General features: G+C 65.5%; 18 protein-coding genes. 5 read left to right on the top strand and 13 right to left on the bottom strand.

Annotated elements, in window-relative coordinates; genetic code table 11:
• Positions 1–2: 2 nt before the first annotated feature.
• The 6 genes from H4P35_RS15195 to H4P35_RS15170 all read right to left on the bottom strand — a co-directional run bounded on the left by H4P35_RS15195 (position 3) and on the right by H4P35_RS15170 (position 4,956).
• Positions 3–1,304 carry a UDP-N-acetylglucosamine 1-carboxyvinyltransferase gene (locus H4P35_RS15195; RefSeq protein ID WP_226846143.1) on the bottom strand — a complete coding sequence of 434 codons (1,302 nt, stop codon included), beginning with the start codon at positions 1,302–1,304 and terminating at the stop codon, positions 3–5.
• 134 nt (positions 1,305–1,438) lie between these two features.
• The gene (locus H4P35_RS15190; RefSeq protein WP_226846142.1) at positions 1,439–1,918 is read right to left on the bottom strand and encodes a hypothetical protein; all 480 of its coding nucleotides are present in this window, start codon (positions 1,916–1,918) and stop codon (positions 1,439–1,441) included.
• A gap of 26 nt (positions 1,919–1,944) precedes the next feature.
• The gene (locus H4P35_RS15185) at positions 1,945–2,580 is read right to left on the bottom strand and encodes a hypothetical protein (RefSeq protein WP_152384694.1); all 636 of its coding nucleotides are present in this window, start codon (positions 2,578–2,580) and stop codon (positions 1,945–1,947) included.
• 170 nt (positions 2,581–2,750) lie between these two features.
• Complete coding sequence (locus H4P35_RS15180; protein WP_226846141.1) at positions 2,751–3,233, bottom strand: nucleoside deaminase; 483 nt, start codon at positions 3,231–3,233, stop codon at positions 2,751–2,753.
• Positions 3,234–3,291: 58 nt separating this feature from the next.
• Entirely contained in the window at positions 3,292–3,885 is a 594-nt protein-coding gene (locus H4P35_RS15175) for a YSC84-related protein (protein ID WP_226846140.1), read from the bottom strand.
• Between the two features lie 150 nt (positions 3,886–4,035).
• Positions 4,036–4,956 (bottom strand): CAAX protease, encoded by a 921-nt coding sequence (locus tag H4P35_RS15170; protein ID WP_180098530.1) that lies wholly within the window; start codon positions 4,954–4,956, stop codon positions 4,036–4,038.
• Between the two features lie 239 nt (positions 4,957–5,195).
• On the opposite strand from H4P35_RS15170, the gene H4P35_RS15165 reads away from it, so the two are divergent.
• The gene (locus H4P35_RS15165) at positions 5,196–6,242 is read left to right on the top strand and encodes a hypothetical protein (protein WP_226846139.1); all 1,047 of its coding nucleotides are present in this window, start codon (positions 5,196–5,198) and stop codon (positions 6,240–6,242) included.
• A gap of 3 nt (positions 6,243–6,245) precedes the next feature.
• Here H4P35_RS15165 and H4P35_RS15160 read toward each other — a convergent pair whose 3' ends face one another.
• The 3 genes from H4P35_RS15160 to H4P35_RS15150 all read right to left on the bottom strand — a co-directional run bounded on the left by H4P35_RS15160 (position 6,246) and on the right by H4P35_RS15150 (position 8,748).
• A complete protein-coding gene (locus tag H4P35_RS15160; RefSeq protein ID WP_226846138.1) occupies positions 6,246–6,824 on the bottom strand; it encodes a hypothetical protein in 579 nt (192 codons plus the stop codon).
• 115 nt (positions 6,825–6,939) lie between these two features.
• Positions 6,940–7,728, bottom strand: a complete 789-nt coding sequence (locus H4P35_RS15155; RefSeq protein WP_226846137.1) for a DUF899 domain-containing protein — start codon at positions 7,726–7,728, stop codon at positions 6,940–6,942.
• Positions 7,729–7,848: 120 nt separating this feature from the next.
• Positions 7,849–8,748 carry a LysR family transcriptional regulator gene (locus H4P35_RS15150; RefSeq protein ID WP_226846136.1) on the bottom strand — a complete coding sequence of 300 codons (900 nt, stop codon included), beginning with the start codon at positions 8,746–8,748 and terminating at the stop codon, positions 7,849–7,851.
• Positions 8,749–8,857: 109 nt separating this feature from the next.
• Between H4P35_RS15150 and H4P35_RS15145 the strand changes: the two genes are divergently transcribed.
• A complete protein-coding gene (locus H4P35_RS15145) occupies positions 8,858–9,886 on the top strand; it encodes an NADP-dependent oxidoreductase (RefSeq protein WP_226846135.1) in 1,029 nt (342 codons plus the stop codon).
• A 34-nt stretch (positions 9,887–9,920) separates the two neighbouring features.
• On the opposite strand, the gene H4P35_RS15140 is transcribed toward H4P35_RS15145, so the two are convergent.
• Together H4P35_RS15140 and H4P35_RS15135 are read right to left on the bottom strand one after the other, a co-directional pair.
• Positions 9,921–10,343: a hypothetical protein gene (locus tag H4P35_RS15140; protein WP_226846134.1), complete on the bottom strand. Its 423-nt coding sequence runs from the start codon at positions 10,341–10,343 to the stop codon at positions 9,921–9,923.
• A 46-nt stretch (positions 10,344–10,389) separates the two neighbouring features.
• A complete protein-coding gene (locus H4P35_RS15135) occupies positions 10,390–12,147 on the bottom strand; it encodes a DUF4157 domain-containing protein (protein WP_226846133.1) in 1,758 nt (585 codons plus the stop codon).
• 217 nt (positions 12,148–12,364) lie between these two features.
• Here H4P35_RS15135 and H4P35_RS15130 point away from each other — a divergent pair, with 217 nt between their 5' ends.
• From H4P35_RS15130 to H4P35_RS15120, 3 genes are all read left to right on the top strand, one after another.
• Positions 12,365–13,114, top strand: coding sequence for an SDR family oxidoreductase (locus H4P35_RS15130; protein WP_226846132.1), 750 nt, complete (start codon positions 12,365–12,367; stop codon positions 13,112–13,114).
• 116 nt (positions 13,115–13,230) lie between these two features.
• Positions 13,231–13,836: a hypothetical protein gene (locus H4P35_RS15125; RefSeq protein WP_226846131.1), complete on the top strand. Its 606-nt coding sequence runs from the start codon at positions 13,231–13,233 to the stop codon at positions 13,834–13,836.
• Positions 13,837–13,996: 160 nt separating this feature from the next.
• Positions 13,997–14,212, top strand: coding sequence for a hypothetical protein (locus tag H4P35_RS15120; RefSeq protein WP_056319125.1), 216 nt, complete (start codon positions 13,997–13,999; stop codon positions 14,210–14,212).
• Between the two features lie 71 nt (positions 14,213–14,283).
• Here H4P35_RS15120 and H4P35_RS15115 read toward each other — a convergent pair whose 3' ends face one another.
• Together H4P35_RS15115 and hpaH are read right to left on the bottom strand one after the other, a co-directional pair.
• Positions 14,284–15,060: an aldolase/citrate lyase family protein gene (locus H4P35_RS15115; RefSeq protein WP_226846130.1), complete on the bottom strand. Its 777-nt coding sequence runs from the start codon at positions 15,058–15,060 to the stop codon at positions 14,284–14,286.
• A gap of 8 nt (positions 15,061–15,068) precedes the next feature.
• Positions 15,069–15,851, bottom strand: a complete 783-nt coding sequence (gene hpaH / locus H4P35_RS15110; protein WP_226846129.1) for a 2-oxo-hept-4-ene-1,7-dioate hydratase — start codon at positions 15,849–15,851, stop codon at positions 15,069–15,071.
• Positions 15,852–15,854: the final 3 nt, after the last annotated feature.

The raw sequence follows: 15,854 nt of genomic DNA, 5'->3' as shown, positions 1-15,854 counted from the left end.
GTTTACTCGTCGTTCGCCCACTCGACCTGCACGCCAAGGCTGCGCAGGTTTTCGACAAAGCGCGGGTGCGCCCGGCGGATCGGCGTGGCGTTGCGGATCTCGGAACGGCCCTTGATGCTGCTGGCCACCATGAACAGCGCGATCGCCACGCGGATGATGTAGGGGCTTTCGACCACGCCCGGCGTCAGCGGATTGCCGCCGAAGGTCACCACGCGGTGCGGGTCCGACGAGAACACATGCGCGCCGAACTTGGACAGCTCGCCCGTCCAGCCCAGCGCGCCGTCGTAGACCTTGTTCCAGAACATCGCATTGCCCTCGGCGCATACGCCCAGCGCAATGAAGATCGGCAGCAGGTCCACCGGAAAGTACGGCCAGGGCGCCGCTTCGACCTTGGTCAGTACGTTGCTGGTGAACGGCGTCTGCACCTTCAGCGGACCATCGCGCAGCGCGCGCGACCAGCCGTCCTTGTGTTCGATCCGCACGCCGAACTTGGCGAACGTGCGGTCGATCAGCGGGAAGTTGCCCGGCGTGCGGTTGCGCACGACCACGTCGCCGCCGGTGATCGCGCCCAGCGCGAGGAACGTGGTGATTTCGTGGAAGTCCTCTTCGAACGTGAACTCGCCGCCGCCCAGGCGCTTGCCGCCGCGCACCACCAGCCGCGACGTGCCGATGCCGTCGATGTCGGCGCCCATCATGGCCATGAAGCGGCAGAACTCCTGCACGTGCGGCTCGGACGCCGCATTCGTCAGCGACGACTCGCCTTCTGCGGCGGCGGCGCACAACACGAAATTCTCGGTCGTGGTCACCGACGCGTAGTCCAGCCAATGATGCGTGGGCTTGAGCGGACCGCCCGCGCGCACCAGCAGCGATCCGCTGGCGCGCTCCACCTCGCCGCCGAACGAGCGGAAGATGTCCACGTGCGGATCGATCTCGCGCACCCCCAGCGTGCATCCCTTGACGTTGTCTTCCAGCCGCGCCACGCCAAAGCGGGCCAGGAGCGGCGGCACCAGCATGATCGACGAACGCATCTCCTCCGGCAGCCGGTGCGCCGCCGCGTCGAACATGGTGTTCTTGTGATGCAGTTCCAGAGTGCGCGTCGCATCGTCCAACCGCACGTCGCTGCCCAACGTGCGGAAGATATCCAGGATCTTGCGCACGTCGGTGATGTCCGGCACCCCGTGCAGCCGCAACGGCTGGTCGGTCAGCAGCGTGGCGCACAGGATCGGCAGCACCGCGTTCTTGTTGGCCGAGGGGACGACGCGGCCGCGCAAAGGCGTGCCGCCGTGGACGATGAGATTGGACATGGGGATGGGACAGCCGGGGAAAGAAATAGGGGAGAGCGCGGGGATTGTACCGGGGTCCTTCAAGGGGTCATTTTGACCAAAGGCGGCTAAACGTTTCAGACTGCAAAGCGCCATGCGGCCCCGCGCGGCCTATCTCATGCCGGTCTATCCCGATTCTTGCGAATCAGCACCGCGCCGCCGATCGTCAGCAGCAAGCCGCCGCCCAGATACGGCAGGCCAAAGATGAGCAGGAAGAAGAACAGCGCGGTGTTTGCATCCCGCGCGTCCGCGCCGCCGCCGGTGTGCATGGCCGGGTCCATCTGCAGCAGCGCAATCGGCACGGTCAGCAGCAGCGTCACGCCCAGCGCGAGGCACCCCCAACCGATCTGCCGGCGCAAATTCCCGATGCGCGCCAGCAATACGGCGGCAATCACCGCGATCACCGCGTAAAGCACGGCGCTGGCGATCTGCATCCGCTGCAGCGCGGTGTCGTCCAGCGGCACGTAGGTGCCGCCGGCGGGCTGGTTCAGGCCGAACAGGGCTTGCAGCAGCGGATTGGTGACGCCAAAACTGGCGCTGCCGATCAGCAGACCCAGGACAATGCTGGCCAGCCATTTGATCGCGGTCGGGGGCATGGGGGCGGCGGGTCGCTTCTTGTGGATCAGTAGTAGATGTCGACGTAATCGGTCAGGCCGCCGCACGCTTCCATCTGCTGCAGACGCCAGTACTTGCGCTTGCCGGTCGCCTTGAATTCGTAGTCGCCGGTACGCTCGCAGCGGCGGCCCTTGTCGGGCGCGTCCAGGATCAGGATCGTGCCGCGCAGCACGAAGCTGTCGCGGCCAATGGAGACGACCTCGCCTTTGACCTTCAAGGTGCCTTCATGGTTGGCCTGCGTGCCGTCAAGACGCACCACGTCGTTGTCGTCGATCGCGTTCATCTTGCCGCGCTTGGCGGACCACAGCCATTGCAGCGTCACGCCGCTGTTGTTCAGCAGCCGCTCGTACGCGGCCTGGTCGTTGATCTGTGTTTTTTGCACCGGCGCAAGGGCGCCGCCGGCGGGGGCCTGTTGCGCGGGCGCTTGACGGGCGGGCGCCTGTTGAACCTGGGGTTGCGCAGCGGGGGCCTGCTGCGGCGCCGGCGCCTGGCTGCCCGAATTGGCGCGCGGAGGCAGGATGGCCGCGCCGGGATCCTTCTGCGCGAAGGCGGGAGCGGCGGCTGCGCAGGCCAGTCCCAGAGCAAGAAGCAGATTACCGGACTTGCGTTTGATTCCCGAGGCGCGGGCAACGTGAGTGTGCATGGTCTGTATCAAGAGAGGAAAGGGATGTGCCGTACAAACCTGACCCCGATTACGGCACGGGCGCAAACTTATCACGCCCGTGCGCGCAAATAATTGCGGTGTTTAGCGTAGCTGTATCCATTCGTTAAGCGGAAAACAGAATGCTTCACCGTCTCGCCCGTGCAATCCCATCAGGCTCGCCGCCGCACGTTCTCTTCGTGGAGCAGTCGCACGGGTTCCACGAATTCCGGGACCGGTCCCTCCGCCTCGATCCCGCTGACCACCTCGGCGATGGGCAGGGACCGCACGGGCGAGGGCGGCACGCCCCATTCGCGCATCCATTCGGCGTACTGGGCGGACGACACGGCGTACACGATCCGGCCGAGTCCCACCCAGCCGTGCGCCGCCGAACACATGGCGCAATGCTCGCCGGACGTGTACACCGTGCAGGCCGCGCGGTCCGCGGGCGGCACGTTGTTCGCCGCCCAGCGCGCGATCTCGAATTCCGGATGCCGCGTGCGGTCGCCGCTGGAGACATGGTTATGGTCTTCAAACAGCACCCGTCCGTCGCCCGACACCAGCACCGATCCAAACGGCTGGTCTCCCGCATCGAGCGCCTGCCGGGCCAGCTCGACGCAGCGTGCAAGGTGCTTCTTGTCGTCTGCGGTAATCACGCGTGATCTCCTTGTAAAGATTGATCCGGCGCGCGATGTGCGCGCCGGCCGTTTTGTCCTACAGCAGCAGCGGCGAAATCTTGCTGCCGTCCACCGAGACGCCCGCCATCAGGCCGCCGTTGTTCATCACGAACCCCACGATGGGCTGCTGCGCGGTATAGGAATCGATGCTGCCGTTCACGCCCACGTTGGCCACGCCGACGGTGGCGTCCGCGCCGATGGTCCAGCCGCTGCTGGCGCGGAACTTCGCCAGCGCGTCGTCCGTCATGAAAAGCAGCACCATCGCCTTGGACTGCGCGCCCGCCTGAAAGCCGATGGAGCCACCCGTGATGCTGTAGTAGCCCTTGTCCTGCCCGCCGACCTGCAGCACGCCCGAGCCATGCTGGGCGCCCACGATGAAGCTGGCGCTCAGCACGGCCGGAAACACCAGCACGCCGCGGGCACGTTCCACCAACTGCTTGGACTGCGGCGCCGACTCATACAGCTTGGACAGCGTCGCCGCCGCAGCGGTATCCAACTCCTGTCGCTTTTCAGCGGCGGTTGCCGTGGCGCGCGAGTCTGTCGTGGTGCAGCCCGCAAAGAGCAGGCCGGCCATGCCGAATGTGACGGCCGCCACGGCGGTTCTGCGGAATTTTGAATTGATATCAAGCATTTGCGCTTCCTTGTTGTAGGGGACCACGGTGCACTTCGAATCATCTCCTGGCTGGAGATTACTCCGGCTTGCGCGCGCAGGCGATGGGGGCGATCTTGCGAGGACAAAAATGTCCGTTCGATAGGAAAGCTGCCTCGGCTGCCCGCGCGCTCAAGGCGAGCGAATCAAAAATCGTTGCTGTGGCCGCTGCGCTGTTTGTGCGGCCAGGATGGTGTTCTCCCGCGCGCAACAAGCGGCCAGAGCGGTCAAGTCATCCATCGAATTGACCTGATGGGTTCGGGCAAGGTGCTGAAAGCGCCGAATCTCCGCTGACGAGCAGGCGCGATGCGCGTCCCGCAGCAGGCCATTGGCTTGCAACAGCCGCAGGTTTTCCGGGTGGATCAACGCCAGCAGGCTTTCCACCTTGCCGATTTTTTCTCGAAGGTGCTGTAGGGCATCCGGTTCGCTCAACACGCCGTATCGCTTCCATGCCGGTTCATGGTGGAAAAGGCGGTTGCGGAAGTCACGCAAGGTCGCGACCAGATCATGCGCATGGGCCAGCACTGCTGCGCCGCGATGCATCGGCCACGGGCCGCGGAATACCGCCGACAAGTGCTTGGGCCAGATCATTCCGCGGCCCATGAACTCCGCGTCCAGCAAAAACTCCCAGGTCGAGAATTCCGTCTTCGCAATAATGCCGTGATGTTGCGGCATTACGTTGCCGCGCACGGCGTGGCGGCGGCGCTGTTCGGCAGCATGGCTGCGAGTCGCTTTGGCGAAGTTTTCGCGCACCGCCTGCACTGGATGCGGCGCCTCGGCGCCGGGCGCGAATGTGCGGTATCGCAGCTTGCCACCCGCCCACCAGAACCGGCCCATGTCGGCGACGAGCGCTTGGTCGATCGCGTTGCGCAAGGTGATTTCCACGGCGGCCATCAGAGGGTAAAGCGCGCCGCAGACGAAGCCGTTCCATAAGTACACGCCCATCAGTTCCACATCGTTGCCGGGAAGAAATACGTTCTGATAGCTGCTGATGCGCTCGTTGCTGATGAGCGCTTCGATCAGAAGGGGACGGTATTGCAGTGTTTGGGGCATGTTGCCGCGCCTTGAGTGGAAAAACTGCCGCCGTGGTTTGACCGTGCCCGACGGGAAAGCATAGAATCCCCTCAAGGTTGGTGATGGCTTCCAATGGGCGCAAGCCTACGACCCATCATTTAAGACCTGATCCCACCCCGGCCTTGAGCCGGGGCTTTTATTTGCGGGTCCCCGATGCCTGTGGCCAGCTGAATCCCGGTGGCTCAAGACCGAAGCTTTCCCACGGTTAACATCGCGCCATGCTATTCATCATCTTTCTCTGGATCGCGCTGGCCATCGTGGTGGGCTTCATGGCGCGTAAGCGTGGCCGCAATGGGGTGGGGTGGACGGTGTTGGCTTGTCTGATCAGTCCGCCGGTGGCGGCCGTTTTTCTGGCAAACATCGCCAATCGTTCGCCGCTGGCCGGCCAGCCGATTCTGTCATCGCATGTCGATTGCCTGCACTGCGGCAAGCCCATCCTGCGCGAGGCGCGCGTGTGCCGGCATTGCGGCGGCGACGTGACGGAAAGCGGGCTTGCGCCGGTGCGTCAGGCAATGCCTGTCGGGTACTGGTTCGATCTTCCCGATCCCGCATTCAAGCTGATTCGATCCGCGGACCGCGTGTCGCTCGTCAAGCCTGTTCCGCCATGGATCGTGGTGGACCAGGCGCTTGACTCCATCGTCATCGGAAGCCGCTGGCCGGGCCGGCTGTGGCGCGTGCGGGTCGAAAAGCAGGGCGACATGTCCGATCTGGTCGCCCAACCCGGCTATTGGCGCGCCAGTGCGATCGCTTTGCTGGAAGAATTGCCGCTCTCCGCCCTGTTCGGGCCGACTGGCGAGGGCGTGCTGGAGATCGTTGAGCTGATCGGGACGTTGTCGCGCAGCCAGGCGCAGGCGTTGGCGGACAACCTGCCTGAAGACGCCTGGCGGGCGTACAGCCGGGCCTGGATGCGTTGGTCGCAACAGGGTGGTGAGCCAACCTCGAACGACGAGGACGACTGGCGCGGCACGCTGGCTGCCGCGCGGCGGGACGACAAGGCGCGTTCGCCGGTCCATGCGGGCTTTCTGCTGATCCATGACCAGTTGCGCAAGCGCGCCGAACAGGTGGATGGCGGCGGCGCCTTCATCCTGGTCGAGGAAGATGGCGAGACCGAACACGTGTTGAACCCATTGTGGCAGCCCGCTTGCGATTCGTTGCTATTTGCCGCCATGGCGCGGGGGGCGCCGCAGTACGTGACCGAAGCAGACGCGCTGACGTTGACGCAGGCCTGGACCCGCGTTCTGGACGGGGCCCGCCAGCGCGCCTGAGCGTCACCACATTGCTTGGTTCAGGATCTTTCGGGCCCGCCTGAAGGTAATCACCGCCGCCCAGCCAGCCAGCACCAACGCGATCCAACCGTTCATGTTGAATTGCACTTTGCGCGAATGGCTTTCGTCATGTATCTGCTTGGCATCGACCAGCGTTTCGCCGTTCTTGCGCACGCCATAGACCCGCACGGGAATGGCCATGTTGTATTGGCGCGCAATCGTGCCGTCGGTAAGCTGCTGTTGGTCTTCAAGCACCATGAATTCGACGTGCTCGCCCTCGGTGTACCGGACGTTGTAGGTCGCCTTGAAGAACTTGAACACCATGTAGGGATAGTTGCCCGAATAGACGCAAGGCACGGTGTAACGCTCCAACCGTCCGCGTATGCGCGCCTGGGCATCGCAGCTGGCGACCTTGTCGACACGAAGCTGGATCGTGTTCAGCTTGGCGGGGTCATAGGGCAGGCGGATGTCTTTTGCCGCATTGAAGCAGTAGATGGCAATGCCCAGGAGCACAAGTGCGGCAATCGCTGGAATGCGGCAAGGCTGGAAGGCGCGTTTCCAGTCAGCCAGTTCACCCGGCATGCAGGCTGACTCGGAAACGATGGCGACGATTGCGGGAACTAGTATCGATGTTCATGGGGCGCGCTGCGGAATTTGCCAGCGCGTATCTTAAAACAGCCGCTTGCCGCGACGCAGGCTACTTCGGGTCGCAGTGATTGCGAAACGCCTTTTCTCCCGCGTCGGATACCTCGACCCATTTCTGGTCCGGCGGCGCGTCGGGCGCGTAGCTGTCGTGCCAGTTCCACCATTTGTAGGGCGGCGTCTGCGGATAGCCGGCCGGAGAATCCTCCCAGGTCTCCTGTCGCCCCAGCGGTGTGATGTCCAGGTAGTTCCACGTGCCGCCCATCTGCTCGTCGCCCCGGTTGTTCAGGAAGTACGTGCGATAGATGTGGTCGCCGTCGCGAAAGAACACGTTGGTGCCGTGCCATTCGTCCACGCCGAAATCCGCGTCGAAACTGTCGGTCAGCGTGAACCACGGCATCGTCCAGCCCATGCGCGCCTTCAACCGGTCGATGTCTGCCTGCGGCGCGCGCGACACGAAGACCAGCGTCGTGTCGCGGGCATTCAGGTGCGAAAGGTGGGCCACCTGGTCCGCCACCATCGAGCAGCCGCGGCACGCATGATCCGGCCAGCCGAAGACGCCGGGCTCGTGAAACGCGCGATAGACGATGAGCTGCCGGCGGCCGTCGAACAGGTCGCGCAGCGTCACCTTGCCCGTTGGGCCTTCAAAAACATATTCCTTGTCCACCGCCGTCCAGGGCATGCGGCGGCGTTCCGCGGCGAGGGCGTCGCGCGCGCGGGTGTGGGCTTTTTCCTTGGCGAGCAGTTGCAGGCGGGCGGCTTCCCAGTCTTTCCCGGAAACGACCGGGGGCGTTTGCATGGCGGGGCGGGCGCCATTGCCGGGGGATTCGGGGGGCGTGGTCATGACTGGATCCTCCTGAGTGGTTCGGTGCCAAAGGCGCCAAGCGAGCGGCGCGGGTACGGAAATAGTGTGGCACCGGGAGGCGGCGGCCAGGAGTAACAAATCTGGCGCGTGTCCGGCGGCTCAGGCGGGGAGCAGCGCGGCCTCGCGCGGCATGGCCTGCGCAGTCCACCCCCGCAAGCTTTCGCGCAGCAGGGTCAGGGCAGCCTGGCCGCTTTCATTCAGACGGTGCGCCGCGTACAGGCCGAATTGCGCGGTCAGCGGCAGCGCGCCTTCGTCCCCGATGGAAATCACGCGCATGGTGTCGGGCCGCAGACACTCGGTTGTCAGCAAGGCCACGCCCAGGCCGTTCTCGACGGCGGCGATCGTGGCGCCTACGTTGTGGCTGGTCAGCGACACCCGGAAATCGCGCCCCGACGCCGTCAGCGCGTCGAACGCCAGCCGGCGCCATGAGCACGGCTCGGCGTACACGATCACGTCAAGCGGCTGTTCCGGGTCCAGGGTTTCGTCGATCCCGCAGGCCCAGTGCAGATCGACCGTCCACGTCTCGATGGGTTCTTCGGTGAATCCCACGCAGGCGCCCACGGCCACGTCCAGCGTGCCGTCCTGCCAGCGCGCGGCCAGCCGCTCGCCGTCGTCGATGACGACCTCCAGATGCAGGTTGGGGCACGCGCGCCGCAGCCGCCCCAGCGCCGCTGGCAACGCGGCCACCGCCACGTCCTCGGACAGCCCGATGCGCACGCTGCCCGCCACCGCCCGTTCGCGCAGCCGCGCCGCGGCCGCCTCGCCCAGCGCAAGGATCCGGTTGGCGTAGCTCAGCAGCAACTCGCCCTCGGTGGTGGGGGCCATGCCGCGGCCGGTGCGATGCAGCAGCCGCTTGCCGACCATGTCCTCCAGCCGGCGGATCTGCGTGCTAAGCGCCGACTGCGCGCGGCCCGACATTTCGGCGGCGCGGCTCAGGCTGCCGTATCGGCAGACCGCCACAAAGGTGCGGAGCAGGGCGGGGTCGAAGTCGGTTGACATTATCAATCCATGAAATCTGGTTTACGAGCTATCAGTCTATCTGTAACTCTGCGGCATCCCTAGGATGACCCTTGTCGCGAAATGTTCGACTCAACTCAAGGAGCCATCCATGACACACCCCCAGAATCTGCGCGTCGTTCTCGCATCCCGGCCGGTTGGCCGCCCCAAGGCCACTGATTTCCGCGTCGAGCGCGCGCCCATTCCCGAACCGGCCGACGGCCAGGTGCTGCTGGAAGTCCAGACCCTGTCGCTGGACCCCTACATGCGCTGGCGCGTCAGCGACGAAAAATCCTATGCCGAGCCCATGCAAATCGGGGACGTCATGGTCGGCGGCACCGTTGCCCGGGTAAAGACGTCCCGCCATCCCGACTGGCGTGAGGGCGACATCGTGCTGTCGTCTGCCGGCTGGCAACGCTACGCGCTGTCCGACGGCAGCGGTCTGCGCCGCCTTGATCCGGCGATTGCGCCGCCGTCGACCGCGCTGGGCGTGCTGGGCATGCCCGGCCTCACGGCGTACGTCGGGCTGCTCAACATCGGCCAGCCCAAACCGGGCGAAACCGTGGTCGTTGCGGCCGCTAGCGGCGCCGTTGGCTCGGTCGTCGGCCAGATCGCGCGGATCAAGGGCGCGCGCGTCGTGGGCATCGCGGGCGGCCCCGAAAAGTGCGCCTTCGTCAAAGAGGAACTGGGCTTTGACGTGGTCGTGGACCACCACGCGCCCGACTTTGCGCAGAAGCTGGCCGAGGCCTGCCCCGACGGCATCGACGTCTACTTCGAAAACGTCAGCGGCCATGTGTGGGACGCCGTGCTTCCGCTCCTGAACGACTTTGCCCGCGTGCCGGTGTGCGGCCTGATCGCCAACTACAACGACGGCCCCGCCGACCGCCGCGGCCCGGACCGCCTGCCCGCCACCATGCGCGAGATCCTGTCGCGCCGCATCACGCTGCAAGGGTTCATCGTGTTCGACTTTCCGAAGGAACAGGAAGACGAATTCCTGCACGTGGCAGGGCAGTGGATCCGCGAAGGCAAGCTGCGCTGGCGCGAGGATGTCGTCGACGGGCTGGAACAGGCGCCCGAAGCGCTGATCGGTCTGCTTGAAGGAAAGAACTTCGGGAAGCTGGTGGTGCGGGTGGGTGACTGACCCGCCGCGCGTGGCGCGGCTGCCGGGGGACGCTTTATTGGCCGATGGTGCGCGCCTTGCTGCGCCGCGCCCTCGGTTTGGGCGCCACCCCCATCCGCGGATCCCGCGCCAGCGCCAACGCCGCCAGCGTGGCCGCGGTCGATTCGAAGGATTCGCTCGACTGCGGCAGATACAGCCACTTGCCCAGCACCGGATGCGGCAGCAGCTCGGGAATGTCCGCCAGCAGCGCCGCGTGGCGGTCCTGCGACGTGCTGACCATCACCCCGTTCCAGGGATCGTCGCGGTCGGCGACGATCAGATACAGAAAGCCGTCCAGGTAGGCCGCGTCGGCCCCGAACATCTTGCGATGCATGTAGCCGGCGTCGCGCGCCAAGGGCTCCAGGATCCAGAGCAGCGAATTGGTTTTCGCGGCGCGCTGCTTGCGGGGCGGGGCGAAGGGATTGGGTGGGGTGCGCATGAAGGGAAAACCGGGCGGGCTGGGCACGGCAAATATGCCACAGCCGCTATGGCTCGAACAAGGGCGCCAACGGCATCAGAGGGCCATATTTCTTCAGTTTTTCCCAGTTCTCGGCAGCCTGGCGCAGCGCCTCGTTCTTGCGCGCTTCCTCCAGGATTTCATCGATGCGCGGCGCCAGCGCCACGGACAGGTCGATGATGTCGTAAGCGGTATAGCCGCGCTCCCAGCGCGCACGCAAGGTCACGTCGTCACCTTTGGCGCGCATGGCCCGCGTGCCTTCCTTCAGCATCGCCTTGCGTTGATCGGCATTGAGCCGCTCGGCAAACGAAATGCCCGCGACCAGCCCTTGCACCACCCCTTTCTCGCGATACCCGGTGGTTGCCGCCACCTCGCTCGCGACGCTGCGGCTGATGCCTTTCGGCGCCAGGTTCTCGCGTATCCAGCTGCGGCTCAACCGCAGCAATCCGGCTGCCAGACCATGGCCAAAGCCCGTGCGCATCCCTTCCGCACGCGCCGCTTCCTGCGCCTCGGCATACGTCATGGCAAACTGCACCATCAGCATGATCGCGTCCTGCGGCCCGGGCATCAGAAAGTCCGCGACCCAGCCCGCGGCGCTACCGATCTTGCCGATTGCCGAAGCGGTGCGGCCAGAAACCTTCAAGAGCGAACCGGCTTCCTCGGCCACGACTGTGCTGGCGGCGGTGGCGGGCACCGCGGTGGGCGCCTTTCCGTAACGTGCCTCCAATTCCGCCATGCGGGGCGGGCCCGAGCCGACCTTCGGCGCTTCGCCGGGCACGCGAGGCTTGGTGGCGGGCTGTTCCACAGGCAGTTGCGGCAAGGACGATTTGGGGCGAGGCCGCACGGCGGTTTCGGGGTGCTGGATGAACTTTTCGTCAGGCAGTCCCGCCTGCACGGCGGGCTGGCGCATGCTGGACAACGACCGGTAGTGACCCGATCCGTCGTTCCAGGATTTGACCTTGCCCGCCTCGAATTCCACCTGTCCTGCCCAGTTGACACGGCCGCCGCGCGCCGCTTCGGTGTGGCCCAGCGGGTTCATTGTGTTCTTGGCCTTGACCGCGTAGATTTCTCCGTCTTTGACGACAAAGTCATAGTTACCGCGCGCGGTCCTGCCATATTTTCCGCCGACCTCCCGCCATGTGCCGTTCACGTTCTGCAGCTTGATGACGTCGCGCGACGACCCGAACGCGGGCGCGTCCCGCGGCAGATTGCCGTACGTCGGCCCGCTGGGCTCGCGCTGCAACAGGCGAGGGCCCTGCGCGCTGATCGATGACTGCTGGACCACATGGGCGAGTTCGTGTGCCAGCAGCGCTTGGCCCGCGGCGGTGCCGGGTGCGTATTGGCCTGAGCCCAGGACGATGTGATGGCCGATCGTGAAGGCGCGGGCTTGGACGGCGCGGGCTGATGCGCCAGCCCGCGCGTCCGAATGCAGCCGGACGTGGCTGAAATCTTTCTGGAATCGCGGCTCCATGAACGCGCGGGTATCGGCGTCAAGGGGATGGCCGTCGGCCGCCAGCACGTTGGCAAGCGGCAATGGGTCGGTCACCGATGCCGCATTGCGCGCGTCGGCCGGGTGCAGGGGGATCGGCGAAAAGCCCTGCGCGGGGTCAAGCCGTGGGCTGCGCATCACCTGTTCGGACGCCCGCTGCGCTTCCTGCTCCGATGCATCGCCTGACCGTGACATGGCCAGGCGGGCATCGGCGGGATGCACCGCTGCGGTTCGTGCGCGCCGTTCGGGCGGTGCGGGGTGAAAAGCCGCTTTGGGCTTCTGTACGAAAGCGCGCATGAGGTCGCTCCTTTCGTTCGGCCTGTTGAAAGCCGGGAATTCAACATGCGGTGTTGGGCCCGGCAGGGGATGCGATCTCAGGCGGGCGCCGCCGATTATTGTGCGCCTTTTCCAGGGCACGCGCACCACCTGCATAGAGGAGAGCGCAAGAACCGGATAGCCGCTGCGGCGTACGGTTCCGACAATGGCGGCCCGCTATTCACTCAGGACAAACATCATGCCCCTCTTGCAAGGGAAAGTCGCCCTCATCACCGGCGCATCGTCCGGCATCGGACGCGCCGCCGCATTGCTATTCAGTGCCGAAGGCGCCGACGTCGTGCTCAATGCCCGAGGCGCGGCGGCCCTGGACGCCGTGGCCGCCAGCATCCGCGACCGGGGCGGGCGGGTGCGTACCGTCGCGGGCGACGCCAGCCAGCCTGACACGCACGCGCGATTGATTGCCGAGGCAAATGACGCTTTCGGCGGCCTGGACATCGCCTTCAACAACGCCGGCGCCACGGGCCCGATCGGCCCGCTGGCCGACATCAGCTTTGCCGATTGGCAAGCCACGATCGACGTGAATCTCACCGCTGCCTTCCTTGGCAGCGCCCATCAGATCCCGGCCATGCTGGCCCGAGGCGGTGGCGCCATCATCTTCACGTCCAGCTTCGTGGGCACCAGCGTCGGATTGCCCGGCATGGCGGCCTACGGCGCGGCCAAGGCGGGGCTGATGGGGCTGGTCAAGGGCATCGCCGCGGACTACGGCGGCCAAGGCATCCGGGCAAGTGCGCTGATGCCGGGCGGTGTGGACACGGCGATGGCCGGAGACGCCGCGCAGAAGGAGTGGGCCGCAGGATTGCACGCCATGAAGCGGATTGCGCGGCCAGAAGAAATTGCGTCGGCCGCCTTGTTCCTGGCCAGCCCGATGGCAAGCTTCGTCACCGGCTCCGCGCTGTTTGCCGACGGAGGAAACGCGGCGGTGAAATGATGACGAACACGCCGTGGCGCCGGGTAGTTTCTGTAATACTGCGGCTTCGTCGCGTTGGCGTGAATCGGTCCTCATCCGGTTTCGCGCCATCCCTCCCAGCGCCTGGATGACCGGTCATGTCTGAACACCATCAATTCATCTTTCCCCGTGATTTCCATCTGGCGCCGCCTGACTGGCCCGCCCTGCAAGCGCGGCTGCTGGAAGGCGGTTACGTCCTGCCCCCGCAAGGCGACAACATTCCCTACAGCGCCAGCCGCGACAGCTTTGACGAAGCCGACGCGGCTTGGCATAGCGTCCAATACTGTCTGGGTCCGGCGGCCCGGCCCTACCTCAGCGCCTCGGTCAGGGACGATTACGACGCCGATCCTCGGAACTTCCCGCTCCTGCTGCTGGCGTTTGACGGCGCGAACCCGCGCGTCATGGTCGGCGAGAATCTATGCGCACCCAGCCCCCCGGGATCGAACGAACCCGCCTCTCCCATGCCGGCCGACGCGCATGTGGACTTCATCGGCCAAGCCTACGAGAACCCGGCCGCGCAATGGCACTGCGAACAGCGCGGACGCAGCTACCACATTCTTGAGCTGGACTGGCGCTACAGCCTGGCGATGGGGTTTCGAATGGTGCGCTGTGAAGGGCTGGACCGGGAAAGCGCGCAAGGCCTGGCGCGGTTGATTGGCGAGCTGACAGGGCAAGTGATGGGCTGCAGTCACCGGCATCTTTGATGGCGAATCGGCGCGTGGTTCACCGGCCTGCGGCCAGAGACAATTCGATACGCAACGTGTTGCGGACCCTGGCGTCTTCGTCCATGCTGAATGGCATTGCTGTGCCGGACCAACCGGCACTACAGACCCCGGCGCTACAGACCCATTCTCAAGGAGCGATATGTCGATTCAAACGTTAGGCCGTTGCAGTGTCTTGTTGTTTCTCGCGGCGTTGAATGCAGGCTGCTCCTCGGTCGTCGGCGAGTGCGGCATGCTGCGCAGCAGCTGCATGTATGAAGGTCAGTACGAGTCAGGCGAGGAAGGCTACGCGGAAGACGAAGCGAAGCGCTTGAACAAGGAGTCGACGGACCGGCTGCGCCGAAGCTCGGGCGATTGATTGGAAGCGATTGATTGGCAGGCGATTGGCGCGCGCCCGGCGCGCCAGAGGCCCGCGAAATTGAAACGACCCTATTCAGACGCGGTGGCCGCGAACCGCGCCGCCAGTTGATCGCAGTGGCGCGCCAGGATCGCCGCGTCCACGCCCACCGCCGTATACAGGCTTCCTGCAGCCATGTAGCGCCGTGCCAACGTTTCATCCGTGGTCAGCACGCCCGGCGCCTTGCCCGCCGCGCGCACCCGGCGGATGGCTTGTTCGACGGCCGCCACCACGTTGGGATGCTGCGGCTCGCCGGGATATCCCAGGCTGGCCGCCAGGTCGGCTGGCCCGATGAACACACCGTCCACGCCGTCCACCGCAATGATGGCGTCAAGATTCTCCAGCGCTTCGCCGGTCTCGGCCTGAACCAGGAGGCAAAGCTCTTCCTCGCAGCGGCGCATGTAGTCGGGCACGCGGCCGTATCGCGTGGCGCGCATGGTGCCGCTTACGCCGCGCACGCCGCGTGGCGCATAGCGCATGCCGGCCACGGCGCTTTCGGCTTCCGCGGCATTCTGCACATACGGCAGCAGAAGCGTCTGCGCGCCAATGTCCAGGTATTGCTTGATCTGCACCTTGTCGTTCCACGACGGGCGCACGACCGGATGGCTGCCATAGGCGGCCGCGGCCTGCAGTTGCCCCATGACGGTGGGCAACAGCGCCGGCGTGTGCTCGGTGTCGAGCAGCAGCCAATCGAAGCCGCTGGCCGCCACCAGCTCGGTGCTGTTCGGATGGGCAAGCGTGACCCAAAGTCCCGTCTGGTGACGCTGCTCGCGCAGCGCGCGCTTGAACGTATTGATCGGAAGTTCCACGTCTGGTCCTAGGAAAAGTGCACCGAAATGCTGCCGAGCTTGCCGTAGTCGGCATGCAGCGTGTCGCCCCGCTTGACCGCGACCGTGCGGGTGAACGACCCCGCCAGCACGATCTGCCCCGCGGCCAGCCCCGTATCGTGCAGGGCCAGCTTGTTGGCCAGCCACGCGATTCCCAGCGCCGGATGCCCCAGGACCGCGGCGGATACGCCCGACTCCTCGATCACGCCGTTCTTCAAGAGCAGGGCACCCACCCAACGCAGATCCACGTCCATCGGACGCACGGGCCGGCCGCCCAACACGATGCCGGCGCATGCGGCGTTGTCGGCAATGTTGTCGACGATGCGGCGCGGATACTTGCTGCGTCCGTCGATCAGCTCCAGCGCCGGCACCACGTAATCCGTGGCATCCAGTACGTCAAACAGGCTTACGTCCGGCCCGCGAAGCGGTTTGCCCAAAACGAAGGCCAGTTCCACCTCGACGCGCGGCACGATGAGCTTGTCGGTCGGGATGGTCTCGCCGTCCTGATAGAACATCGTGTCCAGCAGATGTCCGTAATCCGGTTCGTCGATGCCCACGGTGCTCTGCATCGCCTTGGACGTGAGGCCGATTTTGTGGCCGCGCAGTTTGGCGCCCGCAGCCAGCTTGGCGTCGATGATCCGCTTCTGGATCGCGTAGGCGTCCGCGATCTCGATGTCCGGAAAGACCTGGTCCAGTTGCGTGGTGGGCACGCCGCTGCGCTCTGCTTCCAGCAGCAGGCTCGCGGCGCGGTCGCGGTCTTTTTCATTCAGCATGTC

Source organism: Achromobacter sp. 77 (genome assembly GCF_020541125.1).
Lineage (GTDB): Bacteria > Pseudomonadota > Gammaproteobacteria > Burkholderiales > Burkholderiaceae_B > Achromobacter > Achromobacter mucicolens.
This window is presented reverse-complemented; position numbering and strand designations above follow the sequence as displayed.